Origin of the sequence: Microbulbifer elongatus, assembly GCF_021165935.1 — a bacterium.
Classification (GTDB): domain Bacteria; phylum Pseudomonadota; class Gammaproteobacteria; order Pseudomonadales; family Cellvibrionaceae; genus Microbulbifer; species Microbulbifer elongatus.
This window is the reverse complement of record NZ_CP088953.1, coordinates 1,516,924-1,539,979: the sequence shown is the minus strand read 5'-3', so window position 1 is coordinate 1,539,979 and position 23,056 is coordinate 1,516,924. Positions and strand designations below refer to the sequence as shown.

32 protein-coding genes are annotated in these 23,056 nt (G+C 58.2%); 6 read left to right on the top strand and 26 right to left on the bottom strand.

Annotated elements, in window-relative coordinates:
- The first annotated feature begins 207 nt into the window (after nt 1-207).
- Both fabA and fabB read left to right on the top strand, forming a co-directional pair.
- Entirely contained in the window at nt 208-732 is a 525-nt protein-coding gene (fabA, locus tag LRR79_RS06275; protein ID WP_231759528.1) for a 3-hydroxyacyl-[acyl-carrier-protein] dehydratase FabA, read from the top strand.
- 76 nt (nt 733-808) lie between these two features.
- Nucleotides 809-2,032 (top strand): beta-ketoacyl-ACP synthase I, encoded by a 1,224-nt coding sequence (fabB, locus tag LRR79_RS06270; RefSeq protein WP_231759527.1) that lies wholly within the window; start codon nt 809-811, stop codon nt 2,030-2,032.
- A gap of 118 nt (nt 2,033-2,150) precedes the next feature.
- Here fabB and LRR79_RS06265 read toward each other — a convergent pair whose 3' ends face one another.
- The 4 genes from LRR79_RS06265 to LRR79_RS06250 form a co-directional block, all read right to left on the bottom strand.
- Nucleotides 2,151-3,002, bottom strand: coding sequence for a sugar nucleotide-binding protein (locus tag LRR79_RS06265; protein WP_231759526.1), 852 nt, complete (start codon nt 3,000-3,002; stop codon nt 2,151-2,153).
- Nucleotides 3,003-3,019: 17 nt separating this feature from the next.
- Nucleotides 3,020-3,598 carry a single-stranded DNA-binding protein gene (ssb, locus tag LRR79_RS06260; protein ID WP_231759525.1) on the bottom strand — a complete coding sequence of 193 codons (579 nt, stop codon included), beginning with the start codon at nt 3,596-3,598 and terminating at the stop codon, nt 3,020-3,022.
- 268 nt (nt 3,599-3,866) lie between these two features.
- The gene (locus tag LRR79_RS06255) at nt 3,867-5,039 is read right to left on the bottom strand and encodes an MFS transporter (RefSeq protein ID WP_231759524.1); all 1,173 of its coding nucleotides are present in this window, start codon (nt 5,037-5,039) and stop codon (nt 3,867-3,869) included.
- 116 nt (nt 5,040-5,155) lie between these two features.
- A complete protein-coding gene (locus LRR79_RS06250; protein ID WP_231759523.1) occupies nt 5,156-6,559 on the bottom strand; it encodes a mannose-1-phosphate guanylyltransferase/mannose-6-phosphate isomerase in 1,404 nt (467 codons plus the stop codon).
- Between the two features lie 143 nt (nt 6,560-6,702).
- On the opposite strand from LRR79_RS06250, the gene uvrA reads away from it, so the two are divergent.
- From uvrA to LRR79_RS06230, 4 genes are read left to right on the top strand one after another with little or no spacing between them, the layout of a single operon-like run.
- Nucleotides 6,703-9,528 carry an excinuclease ABC subunit UvrA gene (uvrA, locus tag LRR79_RS06245; RefSeq protein WP_231759522.1) on the top strand — a complete coding sequence of 942 codons (2,826 nt, stop codon included), beginning with the start codon at nt 6,703-6,705 and terminating at the stop codon, nt 9,526-9,528.
- A 38-nt stretch (nt 9,529-9,566) separates the two neighbouring features.
- A complete protein-coding gene (pxpA, locus tag LRR79_RS06240; RefSeq protein WP_231759521.1) occupies nt 9,567-10,319 on the top strand; it encodes a 5-oxoprolinase subunit PxpA in 753 nt (250 codons plus the stop codon).
- Nucleotides 10,310-11,062 (top strand): 5-oxoprolinase subunit PxpB, encoded by a 753-nt coding sequence (gene pxpB, locus LRR79_RS06235; RefSeq protein ID WP_231759520.1) that lies wholly within the window; start codon nt 10,310-10,312, stop codon nt 11,060-11,062. Before pxpA ends, pxpB begins: the two co-directional genes overlap by 10 nt.
- Nucleotides 11,059-11,991, top strand: a complete 933-nt coding sequence (locus LRR79_RS06230) for a 5-oxoprolinase subunit C family protein (protein ID WP_231759519.1) — start codon at nt 11,059-11,061, stop codon at nt 11,989-11,991. Before pxpB ends, LRR79_RS06230 begins: the two co-directional genes overlap by 4 nt.
- A gap of 44 nt (nt 11,992-12,035) precedes the next feature.
- On the opposite strand, the gene LRR79_RS06225 is transcribed toward LRR79_RS06230, so the two are convergent.
- The 22 genes from LRR79_RS06225 to rpsC form a co-directional block, all read right to left on the bottom strand.
- Entirely contained in the window at nt 12,036-12,296 is a 261-nt protein-coding gene (locus LRR79_RS06225) for a YeaC family protein (protein WP_231759518.1), read from the bottom strand.
- 116 nt (nt 12,297-12,412) lie between these two features.
- Nucleotides 12,413-12,805, bottom strand: coding sequence for a 50S ribosomal protein L17 (rplQ, locus tag LRR79_RS06220; protein ID WP_010133817.1), 393 nt, complete (start codon nt 12,803-12,805; stop codon nt 12,413-12,415).
- Nucleotides 12,806-12,928: 123 nt separating this feature from the next.
- Nucleotides 12,929-13,933: a DNA-directed RNA polymerase subunit alpha gene (locus tag LRR79_RS06215; RefSeq protein ID WP_231759517.1), complete on the bottom strand. Its 1,005-nt coding sequence runs from the start codon at nt 13,931-13,933 to the stop codon at nt 12,929-12,931.
- Between the two features lie 45 nt (nt 13,934-13,978).
- Entirely contained in the window at nt 13,979-14,599 is a 621-nt protein-coding gene (gene rpsD / locus LRR79_RS06210) for a 30S ribosomal protein S4 (protein WP_231759516.1), read from the bottom strand.
- A gap of 15 nt (nt 14,600-14,614) precedes the next feature.
- Nucleotides 14,615-15,004 (bottom strand): 30S ribosomal protein S11, encoded by a 390-nt coding sequence (rpsK, locus tag LRR79_RS06205; RefSeq protein WP_043320820.1) that lies wholly within the window; start codon nt 15,002-15,004, stop codon nt 14,615-14,617.
- A 49-nt stretch (nt 15,005-15,053) separates the two neighbouring features.
- Nucleotides 15,054-15,410, bottom strand: coding sequence for a 30S ribosomal protein S13 (gene rpsM, locus LRR79_RS06200; RefSeq protein ID WP_010133823.1), 357 nt, complete (start codon nt 15,408-15,410; stop codon nt 15,054-15,056).
- A gap of 399 nt (nt 15,411-15,809) precedes the next feature.
- Nucleotides 15,810-15,926: a 50S ribosomal protein L36 gene (gene rpmJ / locus LRR79_RS06195; RefSeq protein WP_010133825.1), complete on the bottom strand. Its 117-nt coding sequence runs from the start codon at nt 15,924-15,926 to the stop codon at nt 15,810-15,812.
- Between the two features lie 39 nt (nt 15,927-15,965).
- A complete protein-coding gene (gene secY, locus LRR79_RS06190; RefSeq protein WP_043320818.1) occupies nt 15,966-17,312 on the bottom strand; it encodes a preprotein translocase subunit SecY in 1,347 nt (448 codons plus the stop codon).
- 12 nt (nt 17,313-17,324) lie between these two features.
- Nucleotides 17,325-17,759: a 50S ribosomal protein L15 gene (gene rplO, locus LRR79_RS06185; RefSeq protein ID WP_231759515.1), complete on the bottom strand. Its 435-nt coding sequence runs from the start codon at nt 17,757-17,759 to the stop codon at nt 17,325-17,327.
- A 1-nt stretch (nt 17,760) separates the two neighbouring features.
- Nucleotides 17,761-17,946: a 50S ribosomal protein L30 gene (gene rpmD / locus LRR79_RS06180; protein ID WP_010133829.1), complete on the bottom strand. Its 186-nt coding sequence runs from the start codon at nt 17,944-17,946 to the stop codon at nt 17,761-17,763.
- A gap of 66 nt (nt 17,947-18,012) precedes the next feature.
- A complete protein-coding gene (gene rpsE, locus LRR79_RS06175; RefSeq protein WP_231759514.1) occupies nt 18,013-18,522 on the bottom strand; it encodes a 30S ribosomal protein S5 in 510 nt (169 codons plus the stop codon).
- Nucleotides 18,523-18,532: 10 nt separating this feature from the next.
- Entirely contained in the window at nt 18,533-18,883 is a 351-nt protein-coding gene (gene rplR, locus LRR79_RS06170; protein WP_043320815.1) for a 50S ribosomal protein L18, read from the bottom strand.
- Between the two features lie 9 nt (nt 18,884-18,892).
- Complete coding sequence (gene rplF / locus LRR79_RS06165) at nt 18,893-19,426, bottom strand: 50S ribosomal protein L6 (protein WP_231759513.1); 534 nt, start codon at nt 19,424-19,426, stop codon at nt 18,893-18,895.
- Nucleotides 19,427-19,438: 12 nt separating this feature from the next.
- The gene (gene rpsH, locus LRR79_RS06160; RefSeq protein ID WP_043320812.1) at nt 19,439-19,831 is read right to left on the bottom strand and encodes a 30S ribosomal protein S8; all 393 of its coding nucleotides are present in this window, start codon (nt 19,829-19,831) and stop codon (nt 19,439-19,441) included.
- 27 nt (nt 19,832-19,858) lie between these two features.
- On the bottom strand, nt 19,859-20,164 hold the full coding sequence (rpsN, locus tag LRR79_RS06155; protein WP_231759512.1) for a 30S ribosomal protein S14: 306 nt from the start codon (nt 20,162-20,164) through the stop codon (nt 19,859-19,861).
- A 9-nt stretch (nt 20,165-20,173) separates the two neighbouring features.
- The gene (gene rplE / locus LRR79_RS06150; protein WP_043320808.1) at nt 20,174-20,713 is read right to left on the bottom strand and encodes a 50S ribosomal protein L5; all 540 of its coding nucleotides are present in this window, start codon (nt 20,711-20,713) and stop codon (nt 20,174-20,176) included.
- Nucleotides 20,714-20,727: 14 nt separating this feature from the next.
- The gene (gene rplX, locus LRR79_RS06145) at nt 20,728-21,045 is read right to left on the bottom strand and encodes a 50S ribosomal protein L24 (protein WP_066967187.1); all 318 of its coding nucleotides are present in this window, start codon (nt 21,043-21,045) and stop codon (nt 20,728-20,730) included.
- Nucleotides 21,046-21,065: 20 nt separating this feature from the next.
- Nucleotides 21,066-21,434, bottom strand: coding sequence for a 50S ribosomal protein L14 (rplN, locus tag LRR79_RS06140; RefSeq protein ID WP_231759511.1), 369 nt, complete (start codon nt 21,432-21,434; stop codon nt 21,066-21,068).
- A 49-nt stretch (nt 21,435-21,483) separates the two neighbouring features.
- On the bottom strand, nt 21,484-21,747 hold the full coding sequence (rpsQ, locus tag LRR79_RS06135; RefSeq protein WP_010133838.1) for a 30S ribosomal protein S17: 264 nt from the start codon (nt 21,745-21,747) through the stop codon (nt 21,484-21,486).
- Between the two features lie 2 nt (nt 21,748-21,749).
- On the bottom strand, nt 21,750-21,941 hold the full coding sequence (gene rpmC / locus LRR79_RS06130) for a 50S ribosomal protein L29 (RefSeq protein ID WP_231759510.1): 192 nt from the start codon (nt 21,939-21,941) through the stop codon (nt 21,750-21,752).
- A complete protein-coding gene (gene rplP / locus LRR79_RS06125) occupies nt 21,941-22,354 on the bottom strand; it encodes a 50S ribosomal protein L16 (protein ID WP_066967193.1) in 414 nt (137 codons plus the stop codon). Before rplP ends, rpmC begins: the two co-directional genes overlap by 1 nt.
- A gap of 11 nt (nt 22,355-22,365) precedes the next feature.
- Entirely contained in the window at nt 22,366-23,046 is a 681-nt protein-coding gene (gene rpsC, locus LRR79_RS06120; protein WP_231759509.1) for a 30S ribosomal protein S3, read from the bottom strand.
- Between the last annotated feature and the right edge of the window lie 10 nt (nt 23,047-23,056).

Genomic DNA, 23,056 nt, shown 5'->3' with positions numbered 1-23,056 from the left:
ACATTCAGGTGCAATATTCCGCCAGTGCGCCAGCGGCGCTGCGGCCGGGCAATCTGGCAAGATGTCCGGAGTTTCAAGCCACAGATGGTTGGTCAAGGGCTAATTGGGACAGTTCCGGTCACAAAAAGGGTTATGACCGACTGGACAAGGACGCCTTAGCCCTTAGAATGCCGGCTCGTGTAAGAAATACCCAGAATCGGGGACCCAATGAGTAATTTCGTTCAAAAAAGCAGCTACACCCGTGAAGAACTCCTGGAATGCAGCCAGGGTAATATGTTCGGCCCGGGCAATGCCCAGCTGCCTGCTCCCAACATGCTGATGCTGGATCGCATTACGCACATTGCCAAAGACGGCGGTGAATTCGGCAAAGGGGAGCTGATCGCCGAACTGGATATCACGCCGGACCTGTGGTTCTTTGACTGCCACTTCCCCGGTGACCCGGTAATGCCGGGCTGCCTGGGTCTCGACGCCATGTGGCAGCTGCTCGGCTACTTCCTGGCCTGGAAGGGCAATCCGGGCCGCGGTCGCGCATTGGGCTGTGGCGAGGTGAAGTTCACCGGCCAGATCCTGCCGACCAACAAGAAAGTGACGTACCATATCCAGATGAGCCGCCTGGTTGAGCGCAAGCTGGTGATGGGCATCGGCAACGGCTCCGTTTCCGTCGACGGCCGAGAGATCTACACGGCCAAAGACCTGCGTGTCGGTCTGTTTACCCGCACCGACAACTTCTGATCGGGTCTGTGTTCAAGCAAGCGCCTGTCACATAAAACAATAACAATTCACACAACAAGTTTTACTGGAGATCACTATGCGCCGGGTAGTTATTACCGGAATGGGCATCACTTCCTGCATTGGCAACAATACGACCGAAGTGCTGGCCTCCCTGAAAGCCGGCCGCAGCGGCATCCGCACCATGGATGAGTACGCCGAGCTGGGTCTGCGCAGCCAGATCGCCGGTGTGGTCGATATCGACTTCAAAGAGCATATCGACCGCAAACACCTGCGGTTTATGGGCGACTCCGCCGCCTACGCGTACATTTCCATGGCCGAGGCCATCGCAATGGCGGGCCTGGAAGAGTCCGATGTATCCAATCCTCGCACCGGGCTGGTGATGGGCTCCGGCGGCACCTCCACCGCCGCCATCATCGAATCTGCCAATATTCTGAAGACCAAAGGTGTACGCCGTGTGGGCGCCTACCGGGTACCCCAGGTGATGGGCAGCACCGTTTCCGCGTGCCTGGCCACCCCCTTCAAGATCAAGGGCGTCAACTACTCCATCTCTTCCGCCTGCGCTACCTCCGCACACTGTATCGGCAACGGTGCAGAGCTGATCCAGATGGGCAAGCAGGACGTGGTCTTTGCCGGTGGTGGTGAAGAGCTGGCCTGGAGCCTGACCCATCTGTTCGACGCCATGGGCGCCCTTTCCTCCAAGTACAACGATGCCCCGACTACCGCATCTCGCCCCTACGACGCCAACCGTGACGGCTTTGTGATCGCCGGTGGTGGCGGCTGTGTGGTGCTGGAAGAATACGAACACGCCAAGGCGCGTGGCGCCAACATCATCGCCGAGCTGGTGGGCTACGGAGCCACCTCCGACGGCTATGACATGGTGGCTCCGAGCGGTGAAGGCGCCGCCCGCTGCATGCAGCAGGCGCTGGCCGGAATGGACGGTAACGGCCTGGAAGGCGGTGTGGACTACATCAACACCCACGGCACCTCCACTCCGGTAGGGGATGTAGCCGAACTGCGTGCTATGAAAGAAGTGTTCGGCGACAAGGTACCGGCATTTGCCTCCACCAAATCCCTGACCGGTCACTCTCTGGGCGCCGCTGGTGTACAGGAAGCCATCTACTCCCTGCTGATGATGCAGAACGACTTTATCGCCGCCTCCGCCAATGTGGAGAGCGTAGATGAAGCCGCAGAGGGACTGGACCTGGTGACTGAGCTGCGGGAGACCAAGGTCAATCGCGCCCTGTCCAACTCCTTCGGGTTTGGCGGCACCAACGCCAGTCTGATCTTCGACAAGATCTGACACCGGCGGGCGGTTCAAAGCCCCGCACTGCGGGCAGACCAGACGAAAAAGGGCGAATCGCACAGCGATTCGCCCTTTTTCGTTGTCCGTGTGACCAGCCGCCCTAACAGACCCGAGCCTACCCCTTCACATCCTTCTGCAGTCGCTCCAGCCACAACTCCACCTGGCGGGTCAGCCCCTGGCGCCAGCTGCGCTGCTGAATACCGAAAACGTCCCGCAGCCGCTCACAGGACAGTACCGACGAGCGGTCTTCGTCCGCTGTGTCCAGCGCTTCCAGCTCCGCGGCAAAGTCTTCACCATAAAGGGAACGCACCCGATCCACGACTTCACGGCCGAAGTCCATGGCGGTACAGGTATCGGCAGAGCCATAGTGATAGAGCCCGGCCTTGGGAGCGCCGCTGGCCAGCTGCTGGACAACCGCCACGGAAACCCGCACCAGATCCGATACAGTCACCGGATTGCCGAGACTGACGTCATCGAGAGACACCGTGCGCCCATCCAGCAGGGTGCGCAATACCCGCCCGAGCAGCGCATCTTCGCTGCGATCCACCTGCCAGCCCAGGCGCAGGATACTGGCGTTATCCACCCCGGACAGGATCTGTTCACAGGCAAGCCAGTCTTTGCCCCGCTCTGACAGGGGCCCCGGCTCCGCCTCTTCATCGATTTTTTTACCGCGCACCCGGCCGAAAACCCCGTAGGAAGAAAGATGCAACAGCGCGTGGCAAGGCTGATTCAGTAGCGCCTCACACACGGCCTTGGCGCCCGCCATCCGGGGACCACCGGCACAGCTCGCGGCATTGACCACAATCGGTCTGGAGCCAGCGGCGAGGCCGCTGGTGACAAACGATTCCGCCCCCAGTAGCTGCACTCGAAAGCCCACTTTCTGTAGACCTTTCTGCAGCGCACTATCCAGCGCATTGCCAGCCCCGATGACGACCGCGGTATCCGGGGTATAGCCGGTGTGATGCATCGCAGTTCAGACCCGGCTTAGAAGGGGATGTCGTCGTCGAAGCTGTTGTCAAAACCACCCGCCGGCGGCTGGCTGGCCGGTTTGTTCTGTGGCTGACCGCCCTGCGGCCCACCCTGCTGAGAGGGTGCCATGGGCGATGGAGCGGAACGGCCCTGGGAGTAGTCGTCCTGGTAGCCACCCTGATCCTGGGCGTAGCCTCCCTGATTCTGCTGTTGGAAGCCGCCCCCCTGATTCTGCTGGTAGCCACCCTCACCACGGCTGTCGAGCATCTGCATTTCAGCGGCAACGATCTCGGTAGTGTAGCGATCCTGCCCGGTGTTTTTATCCTGCCACTTGCGGGTGCGCAGAGAACCTTCCAGATAGACCTTGCTGCCTTTGCGCAGGTATTCACCGGCGATTTCCGCCAGGCGGTTGAAGAACACCACCCGGTGCCATTCAGTCCGCTCCTGCTGCTGGCCGGTCTGCTTGTCTTTCCAGGTCTCGGAAGTGGCCACGGTGATATTGGTTACGGCACCACCGCTGGGCATGTAGCGGGTCTCCGGATCACCACCCAGGTTACCCACCAGGATTACTTTGTTCACGCCTCTGGAAGCCATGTGCCTCTCCTCTCTGACGCCCCCGAAATCACGAGAGCTCTTATGTTCAAGATAAAATGAAAAATTCTGACGGAATACCAGCGCTCTGGGGCTCTCTTGCGGAACCCGCTCTCTGGAGCTCTTCCCGAAACCACCTTCCGGGCATGGAGCGAGCGCAGCCAACAGTGTATTTATATCCAGCAGGATACAACACTCGGCGGGGCGCCGTCACCGCCGCAAGGGCCGACCTATCGGACTCAATGGAAGATCCAGTGGGAGCACCGCCGGCTCAGCTGCTCACAACCGGTACGCGCGTGCCGCGCAGCTGCCACCAGCTCACCGACCAGACCAGCAGCACCCCGAGCAGGAAGGTGGCCACGGCCCCCGCACCACCCTGGCCAAAAAGAAGGCCCGAGACACTGCCACCGGCAAAAGCCCCGAGAAACTGTGCGGTGGCGTACAGCCCGGTGGCGGCACCGCGACACTCCGCGGGGACAACCCGGGTAAGCTGTGCGGGCAGCAGTGCCTCCAACAGGTTGAACGCAAGGAAGAACAGCCCCAGGCAGACAATAATCCAGCCCCCCGTGATCGACGGCATCAACGCGAGCGCACCAAAAATCAGCCCCAGCAACGCCAGCCGCATGGCCGCCGGCACCTGCTGGCGTTTTTCCGCCACGCGCATCAGCGGCAGCATGACGACAAAGGCACCCAGCATCAGTGGCGCATAGAGTTTCCAGTGACCGGTGCTGGGCAGCTGCAACTGCTCTAGCAGCACCAACGGAAGTGGCACAAACAGCGCCGTAAGCAGCAGATGCAGAAAGAAGACCCCACTCACCAGACGCCAGACCATACCTCCGGCCAGCAACTTCGAGAAATCACCGGCCCGGGGACCGCGCCGCGTTGAGACTGCCGGGTTCGGCACCAGGCGCCACACCAGCAACATGCCAACCAGCGCCAGCAGCGCGGTCAGCCAGAAAATTGCGGACAGCCCACCCAGTCCGGCCACCAGTGGCCCCAGCACAACGGCGAGAACAAACGCCACCCCGATAGAGGCGCCGATGGCCGCCATCGCCTTGCCCCGGTTTTCGTCGCGGGTCAGGTCCGCGGCCAGCGCCATGGTAGCCGCGGCAATGGCACCCGCCCCCTGCAGGATACGACCGGCGATCAAGCCGTACACAGAGTCGGTGATGGCGGCCACCACACTACCCAGTGCGAACACCGCCAGCCCGATATAGATCACCGGTTTGCGCCCCCAGCGATCGCTCAACACGCCCAGCGGAATCTGCAGAATCGCCTGACTCAAGCCGTAAGCACCCAGTGCCAGCCCCAATAGGGCGGGCGTGCTGCCGCTGTAGTCACTGCCATACAGGGACAACACCGGAAGTACCATAAACAGGCCCAGCATGCGAAAAACGTAGAGGGAAGCGAGACCGGCGAGCGCGCGGCGTTCGGTGGAATTCATTCAAAAAATCCGGACACAGGGAATATCGGCGCGCATTGTACCAGCGCTGGCCGCGAGGAATGATCCCCCGCGACCAAACCGCGAGATAGTTCAAAACTATAGGAGGGGCTGGCTACTCAGTCGCGCCCGTATTGATCCTCAAAGCGGACAATGTCGTCCTCACCGAGGTAGCTGCCGGACTGCACTTCGATCAGCTCCAGGGGAATGGCGCCCGGGTTTTCCAGGCGGTGTACCACCCCCAGTGGAATAAACGTGGACTCATTCTCGGTCAGCAGCAGCTGGTCCTCACCGCGCGTGACCCTGGCGGTACCACGAACCACAATCCAATGCTCGGCGCGGTGGTGGTGCATCTGCAGGGACAGCTGACAGCCAGGCTTGACCACAATGCGCTTGACCTGGAAGCGGGGCCCGGCGTCAATCGAGTCGTAATACCCCCAGGGGCGGAAGACCTTGCGGTGATTCTCTGCTTCCCTGCGCTCGCTGTGTTTAAGCTGCGCAACCAGTTTTTTGACGTCCTGTACCCGGCTCTTGTCCGCGACCATCAATGCATCGTCGGTATCCACCACCACCAGATCCCGGACGCCGAGCACACCGATCAGCCGGTCGCCGCCGTGTACCAGACAGCCGCTGGCATCTTCGGTCAGCACATCGCCCTGCAACAGGTTTCCGTATTCGTCCTTTTGCGCCAGCTCCCAAAGTGCCGACCATGAGCCCACATCGCTCCAGCCGGCATCCATCGGTACCACTGCGGCGGCCTCGGTTTTCTCCATCACCGCATAGTCCACAGAGTCCGCGGGGCAGCGCGCAAAAACGTCCGCGTCCACACGGGTGAAGTCGAGGTCCCGGGAGGCACCGGCAAAAGCGGCGCGACAGCGCTCCAGCATCTCCGGCTGGTGCTGCGCCAGCTCCTCAAGATAGCGGGCAGCACGGAACAGGAACATGCCGCTGTTCCAGTTGAATTCGCCACTGGCGACGTACTTCTCAGCGGTGGCGAGATCCGGTTTTTCCACAAACTCCGCCACTTCCCAACCACCATCCAGAGGAGCGCCGCTGCGGATGTAGCCATACCCAGTCTCGGCGCAGGTGGGCACAATGCCAAAGGTCACCAGGCGCCCGGCCTCGGCGAGCGGGGTCGCAGAGGTCACCGCGGCCTGAAAAGCAGACCGGTCGCCAACCACGTGATCCGCCGGCAGCACCAACAGCAGTGGGTCTTCGCCGTTTTCCACCGCCGCCAGGGCCGCCAGTGCAATGGCTGGGGCTGTATTGCGCGCGCAGGGCTCCAGCAGAATCGACTGAGCCGCACGGCCCACTGCCTGTAGCTGCTCGGCCGCAGCAAACCGGTGGGACTCGTTGCACACCAGTATCGGCGCCTGCACCTCCGCCAGCCCCTCCAGGCGCAGAGCAGTGGCCTGCAACATGGTTTCACTGCCCACCAGGGAGAGAAACTGCTTGGGATAGGCTTCGCGGGAAAGGGGCCACAGGCGGGAGCCGGTGCCACCACACAAAATAACGGGAATCATGATTTCTGCGCTAGGTTATTCATATCGGGATGGCTAAGGATTTTGGCACATCCACCGGTCGGATTATACTTGACCGTTTGCCCTCGCCGGGTCCCGCAACGGCCGACGCGCGAGTCACACCAGATACGGAAACAGGAACCCGAGTGGACACGATTTACGTCAGGGGTGCCCGCACCCACAACCTGAAGAATATCGACCTGGATATTCCCCGCGACAAACTTATTGTGATTACCGGTCTGTCCGGCTCCGGTAAGTCCTCACTCGCGTTCGACACCCTCTACGCAGAGGGCCAGCGGCGTTATGTGGAATCGCTTTCCACCTATGCCCGCCAGTTCCTGTCGATGATGGAAAAACCGGATGTGGACACTGTGGAGGGGCTTTCTCCGGCCATCTCCATCGAACAGAAGTCCACCTCTCACAACCCCCGCTCCACTGTGGGCACCATCACCGAAATCTATGACTACCTGCGCCTGCTGTTTGCCCGGGTGGGCGAGCCCCGCTGCCCGGACCATCACGTGCCCCTGCAGGCACAGACCGTCAGCCAGATGGTGGACCATGTGCTGGCGCTGCCGGAGGGCACCAAGATCATGCTGTTGGCGCCGGTGGTGCGGGACCGCAAGGGCGAGCACCTGCACGTGTTCGAGCAGTTGCGCCGGGATGGCTTCGTGCGCGCCCGGATCAACGGCACCGTGTGCGACCTGGACGATACCCCCAAGCTGGACAAGCGCAAGAAGCACACCATCGAAGTGGTGGTGGACCGCTTCAAGGTGCGCGACGATCTGCAGCTGCGCCTGGCGGAATCCTTCGAGACGGCCCTGAACCTGACCGATGGCATCGCCGCCATCAGCTTTATGGATGGCGACCGCGACGACCACCTGTTCTCCGCCCGCCACGCCTGCCCGGTATGTGATTACTCACTGGACGAACTGGAACCCCGCCTCTTCTCGTTCAACAATCCGGCCGGCGCCTGCCCCAGCTGCGACGGCCTCGGCGTCAACCAGTTCTTCGACGAAGACAAGGTGATCCTGGACCCGGAGAGCAGCATTTCCGAAGGCGCCATCCGCGGCTGGGACAGGCGCAATATTTATTACTACCACATGCTCGATTCCCTCTCCGAGCACTACGGTTTTGACCTGGACAAGCCGTGGAAAAAACTCGCCAAAAAATACCGCACGGTAATTCTGCACGGCAGCGGCGACACCCCGATTGACTTCAGCTACGTGAACGACCGCGGCGATATCACCGTGCGCCGCCACACCTTTGAGGGCATCATCCCCAATTTCCAGCGTCGCTACCGGGACACCGAGTCCCAATCCGTGCGCGAAGAACTGGCCAAATACCTGAGCACCCAGCAGTGCCCGGAGTGCCACGGCACCCGCCTGCGCCGGGAAGCCCGCCATGTATTTGTGGATAACCGTACCCTGGCACAGATCACCGACCTGCCAGTGGGGGATGCGTTTGACTACTTCGCCAATCAGCTCAAATTCAAAGGCGCGCAGAAAGAGATCGCTGACAAGATTCTCAAGGAGCTTCGGGATCGCTTCCGCTTCCTGGTAGACGTGGGCCTGAATTACCTGACCCTGAACCGCAGTGCCGAGACCCTGTCCGGCGGCGAGGCCCAGCGCATCCGCTTGGCCAGCCAGATCGGTGCCGGCCTTGTGGGCGTGATGTACATTCTCGACGAGCCCTCCATCGGCCTCCACCAGCGCGACAACGAGCGCCTGCTGAATACCCTCACCCACCTGCGGGACATCGGTAATACGGTGATCGTGGTAGAACATGACGAAGATGCGATTCGCGCGGCGGACTACATTGTGGATATCGGCCCCGGTGCCGGCGTGCATGGCGGCGAAGTGGTCGCCGCCGGTACCCACGACGAGATCGCTGCCAGTGAACGCTCACTGACCGGCCAATACCTCTCTGGCAGCAGACAGATTGTGGTGCCGAAACAGCGCCATCCCGCCGGCGACGATGTGCTGCGCATCGAGGGTGCCACCGGCAACAACCTGAAAAACGTGGACCTGGAAATTCCGGTCGGCCTGTTTACCTGTGTCACCGGCGTGTCCGGCTCGGGTAAATCCACCCTCATCAATACCACCCTGTATCCACTGGCCGCCACCGCTCTGAACAAGGCCACCACGCTGAAAGCATCGCCCCACAAGGCGATTGAAGGGCTGGATCATTTCGACAAATGTGTGGATATCGACCAGAGCCCCATCGGCCGCACCCCGCGCTCAAACCCGGCCACCTATACGGGCATTTTTACCCCCATTCGCGAGCTGTTCGCAGGCACCCAGGAGGCCCGCTCCCGCGGCTACAAGCCCGGTCGCTTCAGCTTCAACGTCAAGGGCGGCCGCTGTGAGGCCTGTCAGGGCGATGGTGTAATTAAGGTCGAGATGCACTTTCTACCGGATATCTACGTACCCTGCGATACCTGTAAGGGCAAACGCTATAACCGGGAAACCCTGGAGGTACAGTACAAAGGTAAAAGCATTCACGAAGTGCTGGAAATGACCGTGGAAGACGCGCGGGAATTTTTTGACCCGGTACCATCCATCGCCAAAAAACTGCAGACCCTGATGGACGTGGGTCTGTCCTACATCAAACTGGGCCAGGCGGCGACCACCCTGTCCGGCGGTGAGGCACAGCGGGTGAAGCTGTCCCGCGAGCTGTCCAAACGGGATACGGGCAAGACCCTGTACATTCTCGACGAACCCACCACCGGCCTGCACTTTGCCGATATTCAGTTACTGCTGGACGTGCTGCACCGGCTGCGCGATCACGGCAACACCATTGTAGTGATCGAGCACAATCTGGATGTGATCAAGACCGCGGACTGGATTGTGGACCTGGGCCCGGAAGGAGGCTCCGGCGGCGGAGAGATTATTGCCACCGGCACCCCGGAACAGGTGGCCAGGGTGAAAGGTTCGCATACCGGACGCTTCCTGAAACCCATGCTGAAAAAGTAGGCCCCGAGGCACCGCCAAAAGGGCAAGGAACGCGATCCGTGAAAGCCATTGATATCAATTGCGACCTGGGAGAGGGAGAAGAACTACAGCACTGCGCGCGAGACGCGCGCATCATGGCGTATATCTCCCGCTGCAATATTGCCTGTGGTGGTCACGCCGGCAACGCCGAAACCATGCGGCTTTCGCTGATCAATGCGCGGACACACCAGATCGCCGCCGGCGCACACCCGGGCTATCCGGACCGTAAAAATTTCGGCCGTATTTCCCTTACCATGCCACGGCAGGCATTACTGGCTTCAGTTCGGGAGCAGATACAGGCGCTGCAAAGTCTGGCACAAGAGGAACGGGTTACTCTTACCCATATCAAACTGCACGGCGCCCTGTATAACGACGCCGAGGCCGATGATGCACTTGCCGAAGACCTTGTGCAGATGTTCGCCCAGGCTTTCCCCACACTGTGCATACTCGCACTGGCCAATGCAGCCGTGGAACGGGCAGCGCGCAGGCACGGTTACCTTGTGTTACGGGAAGGATTTATGGATCGCCGCTACCTGAACGACCATCAGCTGTCACCACGCAGCATGCCCGGCGCCGTGATCGAAGATTTTGACCATTGCCTCACCCAGGTACTGGCGCTCACCGCTGGCACGCCTTTCCTCTCGATCGACAATAAACCGCTGCAATTTTCCGTCGACAGTATCTGCCTGCATGGAGATAACCCTCAAGCGGAATCGATTGCACGAAAACTCCAGCAGGCTCTGCAGCGCGCGGGGTACAGGCGATGTCGTTAGCAGGGAGCTTTGAGGTACTACCAAATGGTGACGCGGCCTTCGATATCCGCTTTTCCGCAGCGCCCAGTGCACCGCTGAGTGAAACCATCATTGCCCTCGCCGAGGCGATCGAAACGGCCTCCCCGGATACCGTCACCGAACTGGTCCCGGCCTACCAGTGCCTCACCGTGTGTTTCGATCCCCTGCGCTTGACCGAAGCCGCAAGACTGCAGGACCTACTGGTATCGCTGACCGAAAGCGCGCTGGCAAACAGGGCGACACGTTCCGGTACCCGCTACCTGATACGCATTCCCGTATGCTACGAGGGTAAATTTGCCCCCGATATGCAGACCCTGAGCGCACACTCCGGACTGAGTCCCGGGGAAATCATCGCCCGCCACAGTCGCCCCCAATACCTGGTGCATATGCTCGGGTTTACGCCCGGATTCCTCTACCTGGGTGGGCTGGATACCGCACTGCAATGTCCACGCAAAGCGCGGCCAGCATTTAAAGTACCCGCGGGATCCGTCGGTATCGGCGGCAGTCAGACTGGAATCTATCCCCAGGCTACCCCCGGAGGTTGGCAGCTACTGGGACGCACACCACTGGCCCTGTTCCGCCCGCAGACGCTGTCGCCATTTATTGCCCGACCACTGGATCGTATTCAGTTTGTGCCCATTAGTGCACACCAGTTTGCCAAAACCGACCCGCTTGCCGCACCGGAAAAAACCGCGCTGGCGTCCCCCGGTGAGGGCACCCCATGAGCCTGCATATTCTGAAACCCGGATTGCAGACCACGATTCAGGATGGCGGCCGCCCCGGCAAACTGCGCTGGGGGCTCGCTCGAGGTGGCGCGGCGGATACCGTCGCCATGGTCCTGGCAAACCTGCTGCTCGGCAACCCGGCATCCCACCCCTGCCTTGAAGTAACACTGACAGGGCCGGAAATCGCGTTCACCACGGATATGTCCATCGCGATAACCGGTGCCCACTTCGAACTGACACTCAATGGCGCCAGCGTCGAAAACGATACGGTGATCCGAGTGCAGGCCGGCGACCGACTTCGCTTCGGCACACTGCAATCCGGGGCCCGCGCGTATATCGCACTTGCCGCCGAGTTTGCCATCGAGCCTTGTATGGGGAGTCTGTCCACACATGTGATTGCGAGGTTTGGTGGGGTTGCGGGACGCGCACTGGAAGCCGGCGATCAGCTTCCCCTGCGCAACTGCCGCATCGAAAAAATACGCAGGTTACCGGGGGCATACCGCCTGGATTACGGGAACCGACCGCTGCTGCGCGCCGTGGCCGGCCAGGAAGCACACCATTTTTTAAGCCGCGCGCAGCAGCAGCTTTATGCGGGAGGCTTTACCGTCTCCCCGCAAAGCAACCGCATGGGTATCCGACTGGATGGACCGCCACTACCCGGGGAAAACTTGCCGCAACAGGTCTCATCCGCTGTGTGTCCGGGCACTGTTCAGGTACCGCCGAATGGATTGCCCATTATCAGCTTTGTAGAGGGTCAGACGATTGGCGGCTACCCGCGTATCGCCCATGTGATCAGTGCCGACGTACACCGCCTTGGTCAACTGACCGCCGGAACCGTACTGAACCTTGAAAGAATCGATGCAGAGGGAGCCCGAAAGATCCAGCGGGAGAAAGCCCACTTGCTAATGAAATTACCCGACCTGCTATAAGCGGGTACAGCGACGGCGCGCCGTTGCGCGCAAATGGAGAGAGCCTAGGAATTCACCCAGGTAACCGCTTCCTCACTGTCGGGCTTATCCGCACAGGGGGTCGCTTTGGGAGGCACATAGCCAACCCGTTCGGTGGGTGCCGCGTGTCGCTGCTCCCAGTGGGCTACCGCTTCACCACAGAGTGACTTCTGCTCCGCCGTCAATGCAACGCCATTTGGCCACTTGCCCAGTTCGATGGCGCGCTTGAGACTGCCCACAATCTGAGGGTTGAGCGCCTTTAGTAAATCGTCCAGAGACTGAAACATTGCAGGTTAATCTCTTTTCAACATCTTCATGACGGGAATAAAAGAAAAGCCGGTCAATGACCGGCTTTTCCATGCCCGGAACCCTAGTTGGGCCGGAAAACCTAAAACGGCGTGTCTTAGGCTTCTGCAGCTTCTGCAGTCTCATCCGCAACCGGACGATCCACCAGCTCCACGTAGGCCATCGGAGCCTTATCGCCAGCACGGAAACCGCATTTCAGAATGCGGATGTATCCGCCCGGACGGGCTTCGTAACGGGGACCCAGCTCGTCGAACAGCTTGCGCACAGCATCCTTGTCGCGGATACGGGCAAAAGCCAGACGGCGGTTGGCAACACTGTCTTTCTTGGCCAGGGTGATCAGCGGCTCGGCAACGCGACGCAGTTCTTTGGCTTTCGGCAGTGTGGTTTTAATCAGTTCGTGCTCTACCAGGGAAGCGGTCATGTTCTTGAACATGGCCTTGCGGTGAGAGCTGGTACGACTGAATTTACGGCCACTATAGCGATGACGCATAACTCAATTCCTCACGACTTCAATTGCTTTCTCAGCAAGTCGTCTGTGAGTGGTATCTGCTAACGGCATACACCACTCGGGTTTCTCACATGGTGCGGGTGAAACACCCGCACCACAAACGCTTTACAGGGGGCTCAGCTTGCTGTCGCCCTTGAGGCTGGCCGGCGGCCAGTTCTCAAGACGCATGCCCAGGGACAGACCGCGGGAGGCCAGAACGTCCTTGATCTCGGTCAGGGACTTCTTGCCCAGGTTCGGGGTCTTCAGCAGCTCTACTTCGGTACGCTGAATCAGGTCGCCGATGTAGTAGATGTTTTCTGCTTTCAGACAGTTGGCCGAACGTACGGTCAGCTCCAGGTCGTCAACCGGGCGCAGCAGCACCGGATCAACTTCCTCTTCCTTGGTTTCTGGTGCAGCGTCCTTCTCGCCTTCCAGGTCCACAAACACTGCCAGCTGTTGCTGCAGGATGGTGGCGGCGCGACGGATCGCTTCTTCCGGATCCAGAGTACCGTTGGTCTCCAGGTCCAGAACCAGCTTGTCCAGGTCGGTGCGCTGTTCTACACGCGCGGATTCCACGCTGTAGGCAACACGACGAACCGGGCCGAAAGAGGCGTCCAGTTGCAGACGGCCAATAGCGCGGGTCTCTTCTTCGTCTTCACGACGGGCGTCGGCGGGCTGATAGCCACGGCCGCGCGCGACGGTCAGGCGCAGATTGAGTTCCACATCGCCAGTGATATTGGCGATCACATGCTCAGGGTTCACGATCTCGATGTCGTGATCCACCTGAATATCGCCAGCGGTAACCGCACCTGGGCCTTTCTTGCTCAGGCTCAACACTGCCTGGTCCTTGCCGTGCATCACCACCGCAATTTCCTTCAGGTTGAGCAGGATTTCGATAACGTCTTCCTGCACACCTTCGATTGCGCTGTACTCGTGCTCAACACCGTCGATCTCAACTTCAGTGACGGCGCAGCCTGGCATGGAGGACAGCAGGATGCGGCGCAGTGCGTTGCCGAGAGTGTGGCCGAAACCACGCTCCAGCGGTTCCAGAACGACTTTGGCGTGGTTCTGGTTGTACTCGGTGACGTCAATACGACGAGGTGTCAAAAACTCGTTGACAGCAGTCTGCATAGCCATACCTGTATTACAGTTTTATTCCTTAAATGGAACAGAGCCTTACTTGGAGTAGAGTTCCACGATAAGGTTTTCATTGATCTCTGCCGGCAGATCCACGCGATCCGGAACACGCTTGAAGGTACCTTCGAGCTTGCTCGCGTTCACGTCTACCCACTCAACGTCACCGCGCTGTGCAGCGAGGGAAACGGAGTTCTGGATACGCATCTGCTTTTTGGACTTCTCGCGAATGGAGATAACGTCGCCTTCTTTCACTTGGTAAGAAGGGATGTTAACGGTAGCGCCATTCACCAGGATCGCTTTGTGAGATACCAGCTGACGCGCTTCGGCGCGAGTGGAGCCGAAGCCCATGCGGTAAACCACGTTGTCCAGGCGTTTTTCGAGAAGTTGCAGCAGGTTTTCACCGGTTGCACCTTTCAGACGCGCCGCTTCCTTATAGTAGTTACGGAACTGCTTTTCCAGCACGCCGTAGATGCGGCGTACTTTTTGTTTCTCACGCAGCTGAACACCGTAGTCGGACAGACGGCCGCGACCAGCGCCGTGAACACCCGGCTTGGTTTCTGCACGACACTTGGAGTCGTGCGGGCGAACGCCACTTTTCAGCTGAAGATCGGTACCTTCCCGGCGGGAAAGTTTACATTTTGGTCCAATATAACGTGCCATTTCGTCAACCCCCTCTTACACGCGACGTTTCTTGGGCGGACGACAACCGTTATGCGGGATCGGCGTCACGTCGGTGATGTTGGTGATCTTGTAGCCGCAGTTGTTCAGGGCGCGAACGGCAGATTCACGGCCAGGGCCGGGGCCCTTAACTTCGACATCAAGGTTTTTCAGGCCGTACTCTTGCGCGGCAGTACCTGCGCGCTCAGCGGCAACCTGGGCTGCGAAAGGGGTGCTCTTACGAGAACCGCGGAAACCGGAGCCACCAGCGGTAGCCCAGCTCAGAGTATTGCCCTGACGGTCAGTGATCGTCACGATCGTGTTGTTGAACGATGCGTGGATGTGGGCAACACCGTCGACAACGGTCTTTTTGACCTTTTTGCGAACAGTAGTTTTTGGCTTAGCCATACCTGTATCCTAAATCCTGTACTTGTGAAGACTTGCGCGACGTAAGTGATTACTTACGGATCGGCTTACGCGGACCCTTACGGGTACGGGCGTTAGTCTTGGTGCGCTGACCGCGAAGCGGCAGGCTGCGACGGTGACGCAGACCGCGGAAGCAACCCAGGTCCATCAGACGTTTGATGTTCATGGATACTTCACGACGCAGATCACCTTCAACGGTCAGTTTTGCAACTTCACCGCGGATGGTTTCGATCTGGTCTTCGGACAGATCACGAAGTTTGGTGGATTCAGCGATACCTACCGCTGCCAGAATAGACTTGGCCGTAGTGCGACCGACACCATAGATATGGGTCAGGGAGATCACGGCGTGCTTGTGGTCTGGTACGTTTACACCAGCAATACGTGCCATAGAGGCGTACTCCACGTATTGTGAACCGCGCAACTTTGGTAATGGCGCAGCTCATTTCTCATTTCGGCGCTGACAGCGAATAAGAAGCCACCAGCACCACCAAAAAGGCGCGCAAGAATAGCTTTTCATACACCAAATTGCAATAGCCCGCCTTTCCCAAGGCCTAAACCCAGGGTAAAACGGACGACAGTCAACGCCCCCTTTTTGAAACTTTCCGCCCACTCAGGGAGTGACTTCTCAGTTTCGCCGCTGGCGTATTGCCAGGCGGTGCGCCTTTTTACACGGGGCTGTGCAAAGAGGCAAATTTTTCACGATCATTTGGTGACCAGCCAGATCCTTGTTTCGGTCACCTGACTCACCCTCCCTGGCAAGTCATGCCAATCGACACCGGGGCGTCGATCAGCCCTGCCGCTGCTTGTGACGGGGCTCGGCGCTGCAGATAACCCGCAGAACACCTTTGCGACGTACGATTTTGCAGTTACGGCAGATCTTTTTAACAGAAGCGCGTACTTTCATGACCTTACCTCAATTCAATCCTGCTGCGACGGCTGCCGATCAACGACGGCCGTAACCTTGCAGATTTGCCTTCTTCATCAACCCTTCGTACTGGTGTGACAGCAGGTGCGACTGCACTTGCGCCATAAAGTCCATCACTACGACCACAACGATCAGCAGTGAAGTACCTCCCAGATAGAAAGGAATGTTCAGCCCGACTACCAGGAACTGCGGCAGCAGGGATACCAATGCGATGTAACAGGCACCCACCAGAGTCAGACGAGTCAGCACGCTGTCAATGTAACGAGCGGTCTGTTCGCCGGGGCGAATACCGGGCACATACGCACCGGATTTTTTCAGGTTATCTGCCACTTCGTTCGGGTTGAACATCAACGCCGTATAGAAGAAGCAGAAAAAGCCGATCAGCAGCGCGAACAGAATGATGTTCAGCGGCTGACCCGGGCCCAGCTGCAGTGCCATCCACTGCAGAATCTGTGCACCGATACCTTCACCACCCTGACCGAACCACTGCGCCAGTGTCGCAGGGAACAGCAGGATACTGCTGGCGAAGATCACCGGAATCACACCGGCCATGTTGACCTTCAGGGGCAGGTGGCTGGATTGAGCCGCGGGCGCCTGAGAGTAACGGCCGGCCTGACGGCGGGCGTGGTTGATGGTGATACGGCGTTGACCGCGCTCCATCACGACTACGAAGTAGACCACTGCCAGTGCAACAAAGCCGATAGCCAGCAGCATCAGGATGTGCAATTCACCCTGGCGCGCCTGCTCGAAAGCCTGACCGATGGCGCTGGGCAGACCGGCCACGATACCGGCAAAAATCAGCATGGAAATGCCGTTGCCGACGCCGCGCTCGGTGATCTGCTCACCCAGCCACATCATGAACACTGCACCGGTTACCAGCGACACAACAGCCACAAAGTAAAATCCGAATGCTGGCTCCGCGGAGTATGCCAGGTTTTGACCGGCAAGACCGAAGGTCATACCGATACCCTGGATCAGGGCCAGCAACACCGTCAGATAACGGGTGTACTGGTTGATCTTGCGTCGGCCTGCATCACCTTCTTTCTTCAACGCTTCCAGAGAAGGCGTTACCGCGGTCATCAACTGCATGATGATGGACGCGGAGATGTAAGGCATGATGCCGAGCGCGAGAATACTCATCCGCTCCAGTGCGCCACCGGAGAACATGTTGAACAGGCCAAGGATGGTTCCCTGGTTCTGATTGAACAGGTTCGCCAGTTTCTCCGGATCAATACCGGGCACCGGAATATGGGTCCCTATGCGATAAACAAGAATCGCGAGAAACAGAAAACGAAGGCGAGCCCAAAGCTCGCCTAATCCCTTGCCGTTGCCCAGGGAGTTAACACCAGGTCCTGGTCGTGCCATGAGGGCCTCGATTTAGTCTTCTACTTTTCCGCCAGCAGCTTCGATGGCCGCTTTAGCACCTTTGGTGACACCCAGACCTTTCACGGTAACCGCTTTGGTCAGTTCACCAGACAGGAACACTTTGGCGCGCTTAATGTGGCTGCCGATAATATCGGCATTCTTCAGCGCTGCCAAATCAATCGTGTCACCTTCCACCTTGGCCAGCTCCGCCAGACGCACTTCCGCAACAAAGCGGCCAACGCGAGAGGAGAAACCGTACTTAGGCAGGCGCTTCTGCAAAGGCATCTGACCGCCTTCGAAGCCCGGACGAACGCTGCCGCCGGAACGGGATTTTTGACCTTTGTGGCCCCGGCCACCGGTTTTACCCAGGCCGCTACCGATACCGCGACCAACGCGCTTGGCGCTGTGCTTGTGACCCTCAGCGGGAGACAGTTCATTCAAACGCATGTTACGCCTCCTCCACTTTAACGAGGTAATTCACTTTGTTGATCATGCCGCGCACAGAGGGAGTGTCTTCCACTTCCACAGTGTGACCAATGCGGCGCAAACCCAGACCAGCAACACACGCCTGATGATTTTTCAGACGACCGTTGATGCTTTTGACCTGGGTTACTTTGATGGTCTTCTTAGCCATGACTCATTCACTCAAAGCAAGTTCAGAGCGGGCCGCGGCGATACTGCTGCTGCGACCCGAACCGAATCAGTTCAGGATTTCTTCCACAGACTTGCCACGCTTGGCGGCAACGTCTTCCGGGCTGCTCATTTTGCCCAGAGCACTGAAAGTTGCGCGGACGACGTTTACCGGGTTGGTAGAGCCGTAGCACTTTGCCAGTACGTTGTGGACGCCAGCCATTTCCAGTACGGAGCGCATGGCACCGCCGGCAATTACACCGGTACCCTGGGAAGCGGGCTGCATGTATACCTTGGAACCGCCGTGGCGACCGTTGGTAGCGTACTGAAGAGTGTCCCCGTTCAGATCTACCTGGATCATGTTGCGACGCGCAGCTTCCATCGCCTTCTGGATGGCAACCGGCACTTCGCGCGCTTTACCACGACCAAAGCCAACGCGGCCATTGCCATCGCCAACTACGGTCAGAGCGGTGAACGCGAAAATACGACCACCTTTTACGGTTTTGGCAACACGATTGACCTGGACCAGCTTTTCCTGGAGGCCTTCGTCGTTGCTCTTCTCGACTTTTTCTCTAGCCATAACTCAACCCTTAGAATTTCAGACCGGCTTCACGGGCAGCGTCTGCCAGGGCCTTAACACGGCCGTGGTATTTGAAGCCGCTACGATCGAAGGCTACCGTCTCAACGCCAGCGGCTTTCGCGCGCTCAGCGATCAGGGTGCCAACAGCTGTAGCAGCGTCGACGTTACCGGTTTTGCTTTCACGCAGGTCCTTGTCCAGAGTAGAGGCAGTGGCCAATACCTTGTCGCCATCGGCAGACAGGATCTGTGCGTAAATGTGGCGGGGAGTGCGGTTCACTGTCAGGCGAACGGCGCCCAGCTCACGGAACTTGGCGCGGGCACGACGTGCACGACGCAAGCGGGATTGCTTCTTAACGTTCATATCTATGCCTTACTTCTTCTTGGCCTCTTTGCGATACACGCGCTCATCGGCGTAGCGGACACCCTTACCTTTGTAGGGCTCCGGCGGACGGAATGCGCGGATCTCTGCGGCCACTTGACCTAACAGCTGCTTATCGCTGCTCTTCAGTACAACTTCAGTCTGGCTCGGGGTTTCGGCTTTAACACCTTCCGGCAGGTCGTAATCTACCGGGTGAGAGAAACCCAGAGTCAGGTTCAGGGTCTTACCAGATGCTTTCGCACGGTAACCTACACCGTTCAGCTGCAGCTTCTTTTCGAAACCCTGACTGACGCCGACCACCATATTGTTCACCAGCGCGCGGGTAGTGCCGGCGAGGGCACGGGCCTGCTTGGAACCGTTGCGTGCAGCAAAGGTCAGCTGGTTTTCTTCCTGCTTCACTTCCACGTCAGCGTGAACATTGAAGTTCAGGTTGCCATTACCACCTTTAACGGCGATATCCTGACCTTTCAGGTCAATGGTTACGCCAGCGGGGATGCTTACGGGACTATTCGCTACTCGAGACATATTAACCCCCGCTTAGAATACGGTGCAGAGCACTTCGCCGCCGACACCAGCCTGACGGGCTGCGCGATCAGTCATCACACCACGAGAGGTGGAGACGATAGCGATGCCCAGGCCGCCGCGAACGGATGGCAATGCTTTTTTACCTGCGTAGTTACGCAGGCCTGGACGGGAAACCCGGTCCAGCTCAGCAATTACCGGCTTGCCCTGGAAGTATTTCAGTTCAATAGTCAGTTCAGGTTTCGCACCTTCGCTGACCGCTACGCCAGTAACGTAACCTTCGTCTTTCAGTACGTTGGCTACGGCTACTTTCAGTTTTGAAGAAGGCATAGAAACACTGCCCTTGCCGCGCGCCAAGGCGTTGCGGACGCGGGTCAGCATATCTGCCAACGGATCTTGCATACTCATTACTTAAGACTCCTCAAGTCTGCCGTATTACCAGCTGGATTTAACCAGACCGGGGACATCACCACGCATGGCTGCTTCACGCAGTTTATTACGGCACAGGCCGAACTTACGGTAGACAGCGTGGGGGCGACCAGTGATACGGCAGCGACGTTGCTGACGTACCGGGCTTGCATCGCGCGGCAGTTGTTGCAGCTTGAGTTGAGCCTCCCAACGCTCCTCATCAGAAGCGTCGGCACTGGCGATGATCGCCTTCAGCTCTTGACGCTTTTCAGCGTACTTAGCTGCGGTTCGAGCGCGCTTGTTCTCACGCGCAATCATGGATTTCTTCGCCATGGAATCCTCTTAACCCTTGAAAGGGAAGTTGAATGCTTTCAGCAGTGCGCGACCTTGTTCGTCGTTGGCTGCTGTAGTAGTGATACAAATATCCAGACCGCGGATCTTGTCTACTTTGTCGTAGTCAATTTCCGGGAAGATGATTTGTTCGGTTACACCCATTGAGAAGTTACCACGACCGTCGAACTGCTTCGGGCTGATGCCACGAAAGTCGCGGATACGTGGAATCGCGATACCGATCAGTCGCTCCAGGAACTCATACATGCGCTCACCGCGCAGAGTTACCTTACAGCCGATCGGCCAGCCATCACGGATTTTAAAGCCCGCGATTGACTTACGCGCCTTGGTCACAATGGGTTTTTGACCAGTAATCGCAGTCATGTCACTGACTGCGTGTTCCAGTACCTTCTTATCACCAATGGCTTCACCGACACCCATGTTGACGGTGATTTTGGTGATGCGCGGCACGGACATTACGTTCTCAAGTCCCAGCTCTTCTTTCAGCTTGGACGCGAGTTCTTTGGTGTAGAGCTCTTTAAGCCTTGCCATTTTTTCCACCTGACTTATGCGTCAACGGCTTCGCCGCTGGATTTGAAGACGCGGATCTTAGTGCCATCTTCCAGTACTTTGAAGCCTACCCGGTCAGCTTTCTGCGTGTTCGGGTTGAAGATGGCTACGTTGGAAGCCTGGATAGCGGCTTCTTTCTCAACGATGCCACCGGCAACACCCAGCTGGGGGTTCGGCTTCTGGTGTTTTTTGATCATCTGAACACCGGATACGATCAGGCGGCCATCGTTCAACACCTTACGTACGGTGCCACGCTTGCCCTTGTCGCGACCGGCGATAACGATCACTTCGTCGTCACGCTTGATCTTGCGCATTACTCTTCTCCGCTCGTGGCTTAGATAACTTCGGGAGCCAGTGAGATGATCTTCATGAACTTCTCACCGCGCAGCTCGCGAGTTACCGGGCCAAAAATACGGGTGCCGACCGGCGCATGTTGCTGGTTCAGCAGTACCGCTGCGTTATCGTCAAATTTGATCAGGGAGCCGTCCTGGCGACGCACACCTTTTTTGGTGCGAACCACAACCGCGTTCATCACCTGACCTTTTTTAACCTTACCGCGAGGAATCGCTTCCTTAACGGTTACCTTGATGATGTCGCCAACGCCAGCGTAGCGACGGTGGGAGCCGCCCAGCACCTTGATGCACATGACACGGCGAGCCCCACTGTTATCGGCTACTTCTAAGTAGGATTCTGCTTGAATCATTGTTCCTCTCCGAGAACCTGTTCAGGTCTTCACAGTCAATGGGCCAGGATTAAACCTTCGCCGCACGCTCTACAATAGTCTGCAAGGACCAGGACTTACTCTTGGACAGCGGACGGGATTCTTCAATGGTCACGACATCACCGATGCCGCATTCATTGTTTTCGTCGTGTGCCTTGAGCTTGGTGGACTTGCTCACGATTTTGCCGTAGATCGGGTGCTTAACACGGCGCTCGATCAAAACGGTGATGGTTTTATCCATCTTGTCACTCACAACCTTACCGGTCAGAGTACGCTTCAGTTTTGCTTCAGCCATGATTAATTACCTGCCTTCTCGGTCAACACAGTCTTAATGCGAGCAATGTCGCGACGAGTCTGCTTCAGCAGATGAGTCTGAGACAGCTGACCGGTGGATTTCTGCATACGCAGCTTGAACTGTGCTTCAAGCTGGCTCAACAGTTCCTGGTTCAGCTCCTCAACTGACTTTGAGCGTAGATCTGCAGTCTTCATTACATCACCGAACGCTTAACGAAAGTTGTCTTTACAGGCAGCTTGGCTGCAGCGAGCTCGAAAGCTTCGCGGGCCAGTTCTTCGGATACGCCTTCCATTTCATAGAGGACTTTACCCGGTTGAATCTGAGCTACCCAGTATTCTACGTTACCCTTACCTTTACCCATCCGAACTTCGAGGGGCTTACTGGAAATGGGCTTGTCCGGAAACACACGAATCCAGATCTTACCGCCACGTTTAACGTGACGAGTCATTGCGCGACGAGCCGCTTCGATCTGGCGCGCAGTAATGCGTCCACGACCGATGGCCTTGAGGCCGAACTCGCCAAAGCTCACTTTAGAGCCGCGCTGGGAAAGACCGCGGTTGCGACCCTTCTGTACCTTGCGGAATTTTGTACGCTTCGGTTGTAGCATCTGCGCACCCCTTACTTAGCAGCTTTCTTGCGAGTCTTCGCCGGCTTTTCTTCGGGGATTTCGTCACCGATGACTTCGCCTTTGAAGATCCAAACTTTCACACCGATGATGCCGTAGGTAGTGCTGGCTTCATAAGTGCCGTAGTCGATGTTGGCACGCAGAGTGTGCAGCGGCACACGGCCTTCACGGTACCATTCGGTACGGGCAATCTCGGCACCGCCAAGACGACCACCCACCTGAATCTTGATACCTTCAGCGCCCTGACGCATAGCGTTCTGTACGGCACGCTTCATAGCGCGACGGAACATAACGCGACGCTCCAGCTGCTGAGCAACGTTCTGGGCAACCAGAGTTGCGTCCAGATCAGGCTTGCGCACTTCTTCGATGTCGATGTGCACGGGCACACCCATCTGCTTGCTCACCTCGTTGCGCAGACGCTCTACGTCTTCACCTTTTTTACCGATCACGATACCCGGACGCGCAGTGTGAATGGTCACACGAGCGGTGTTCGCCGGACGTTCGATCTCGATGCGGCTCACAGAAGCGTGGGCCAGTTTTTTGCGAATGAATTCGCGAACTTTCAGATCCGTGTACAGCTTGTCTGCGTACTCGTCGCTGCCGGCATGCCAAACAGAGGTATGCTTTTTAACGATACCCAGACGAATGCCGGTAGGATGTACTTTTTGTCCCATGGTTTTCTCG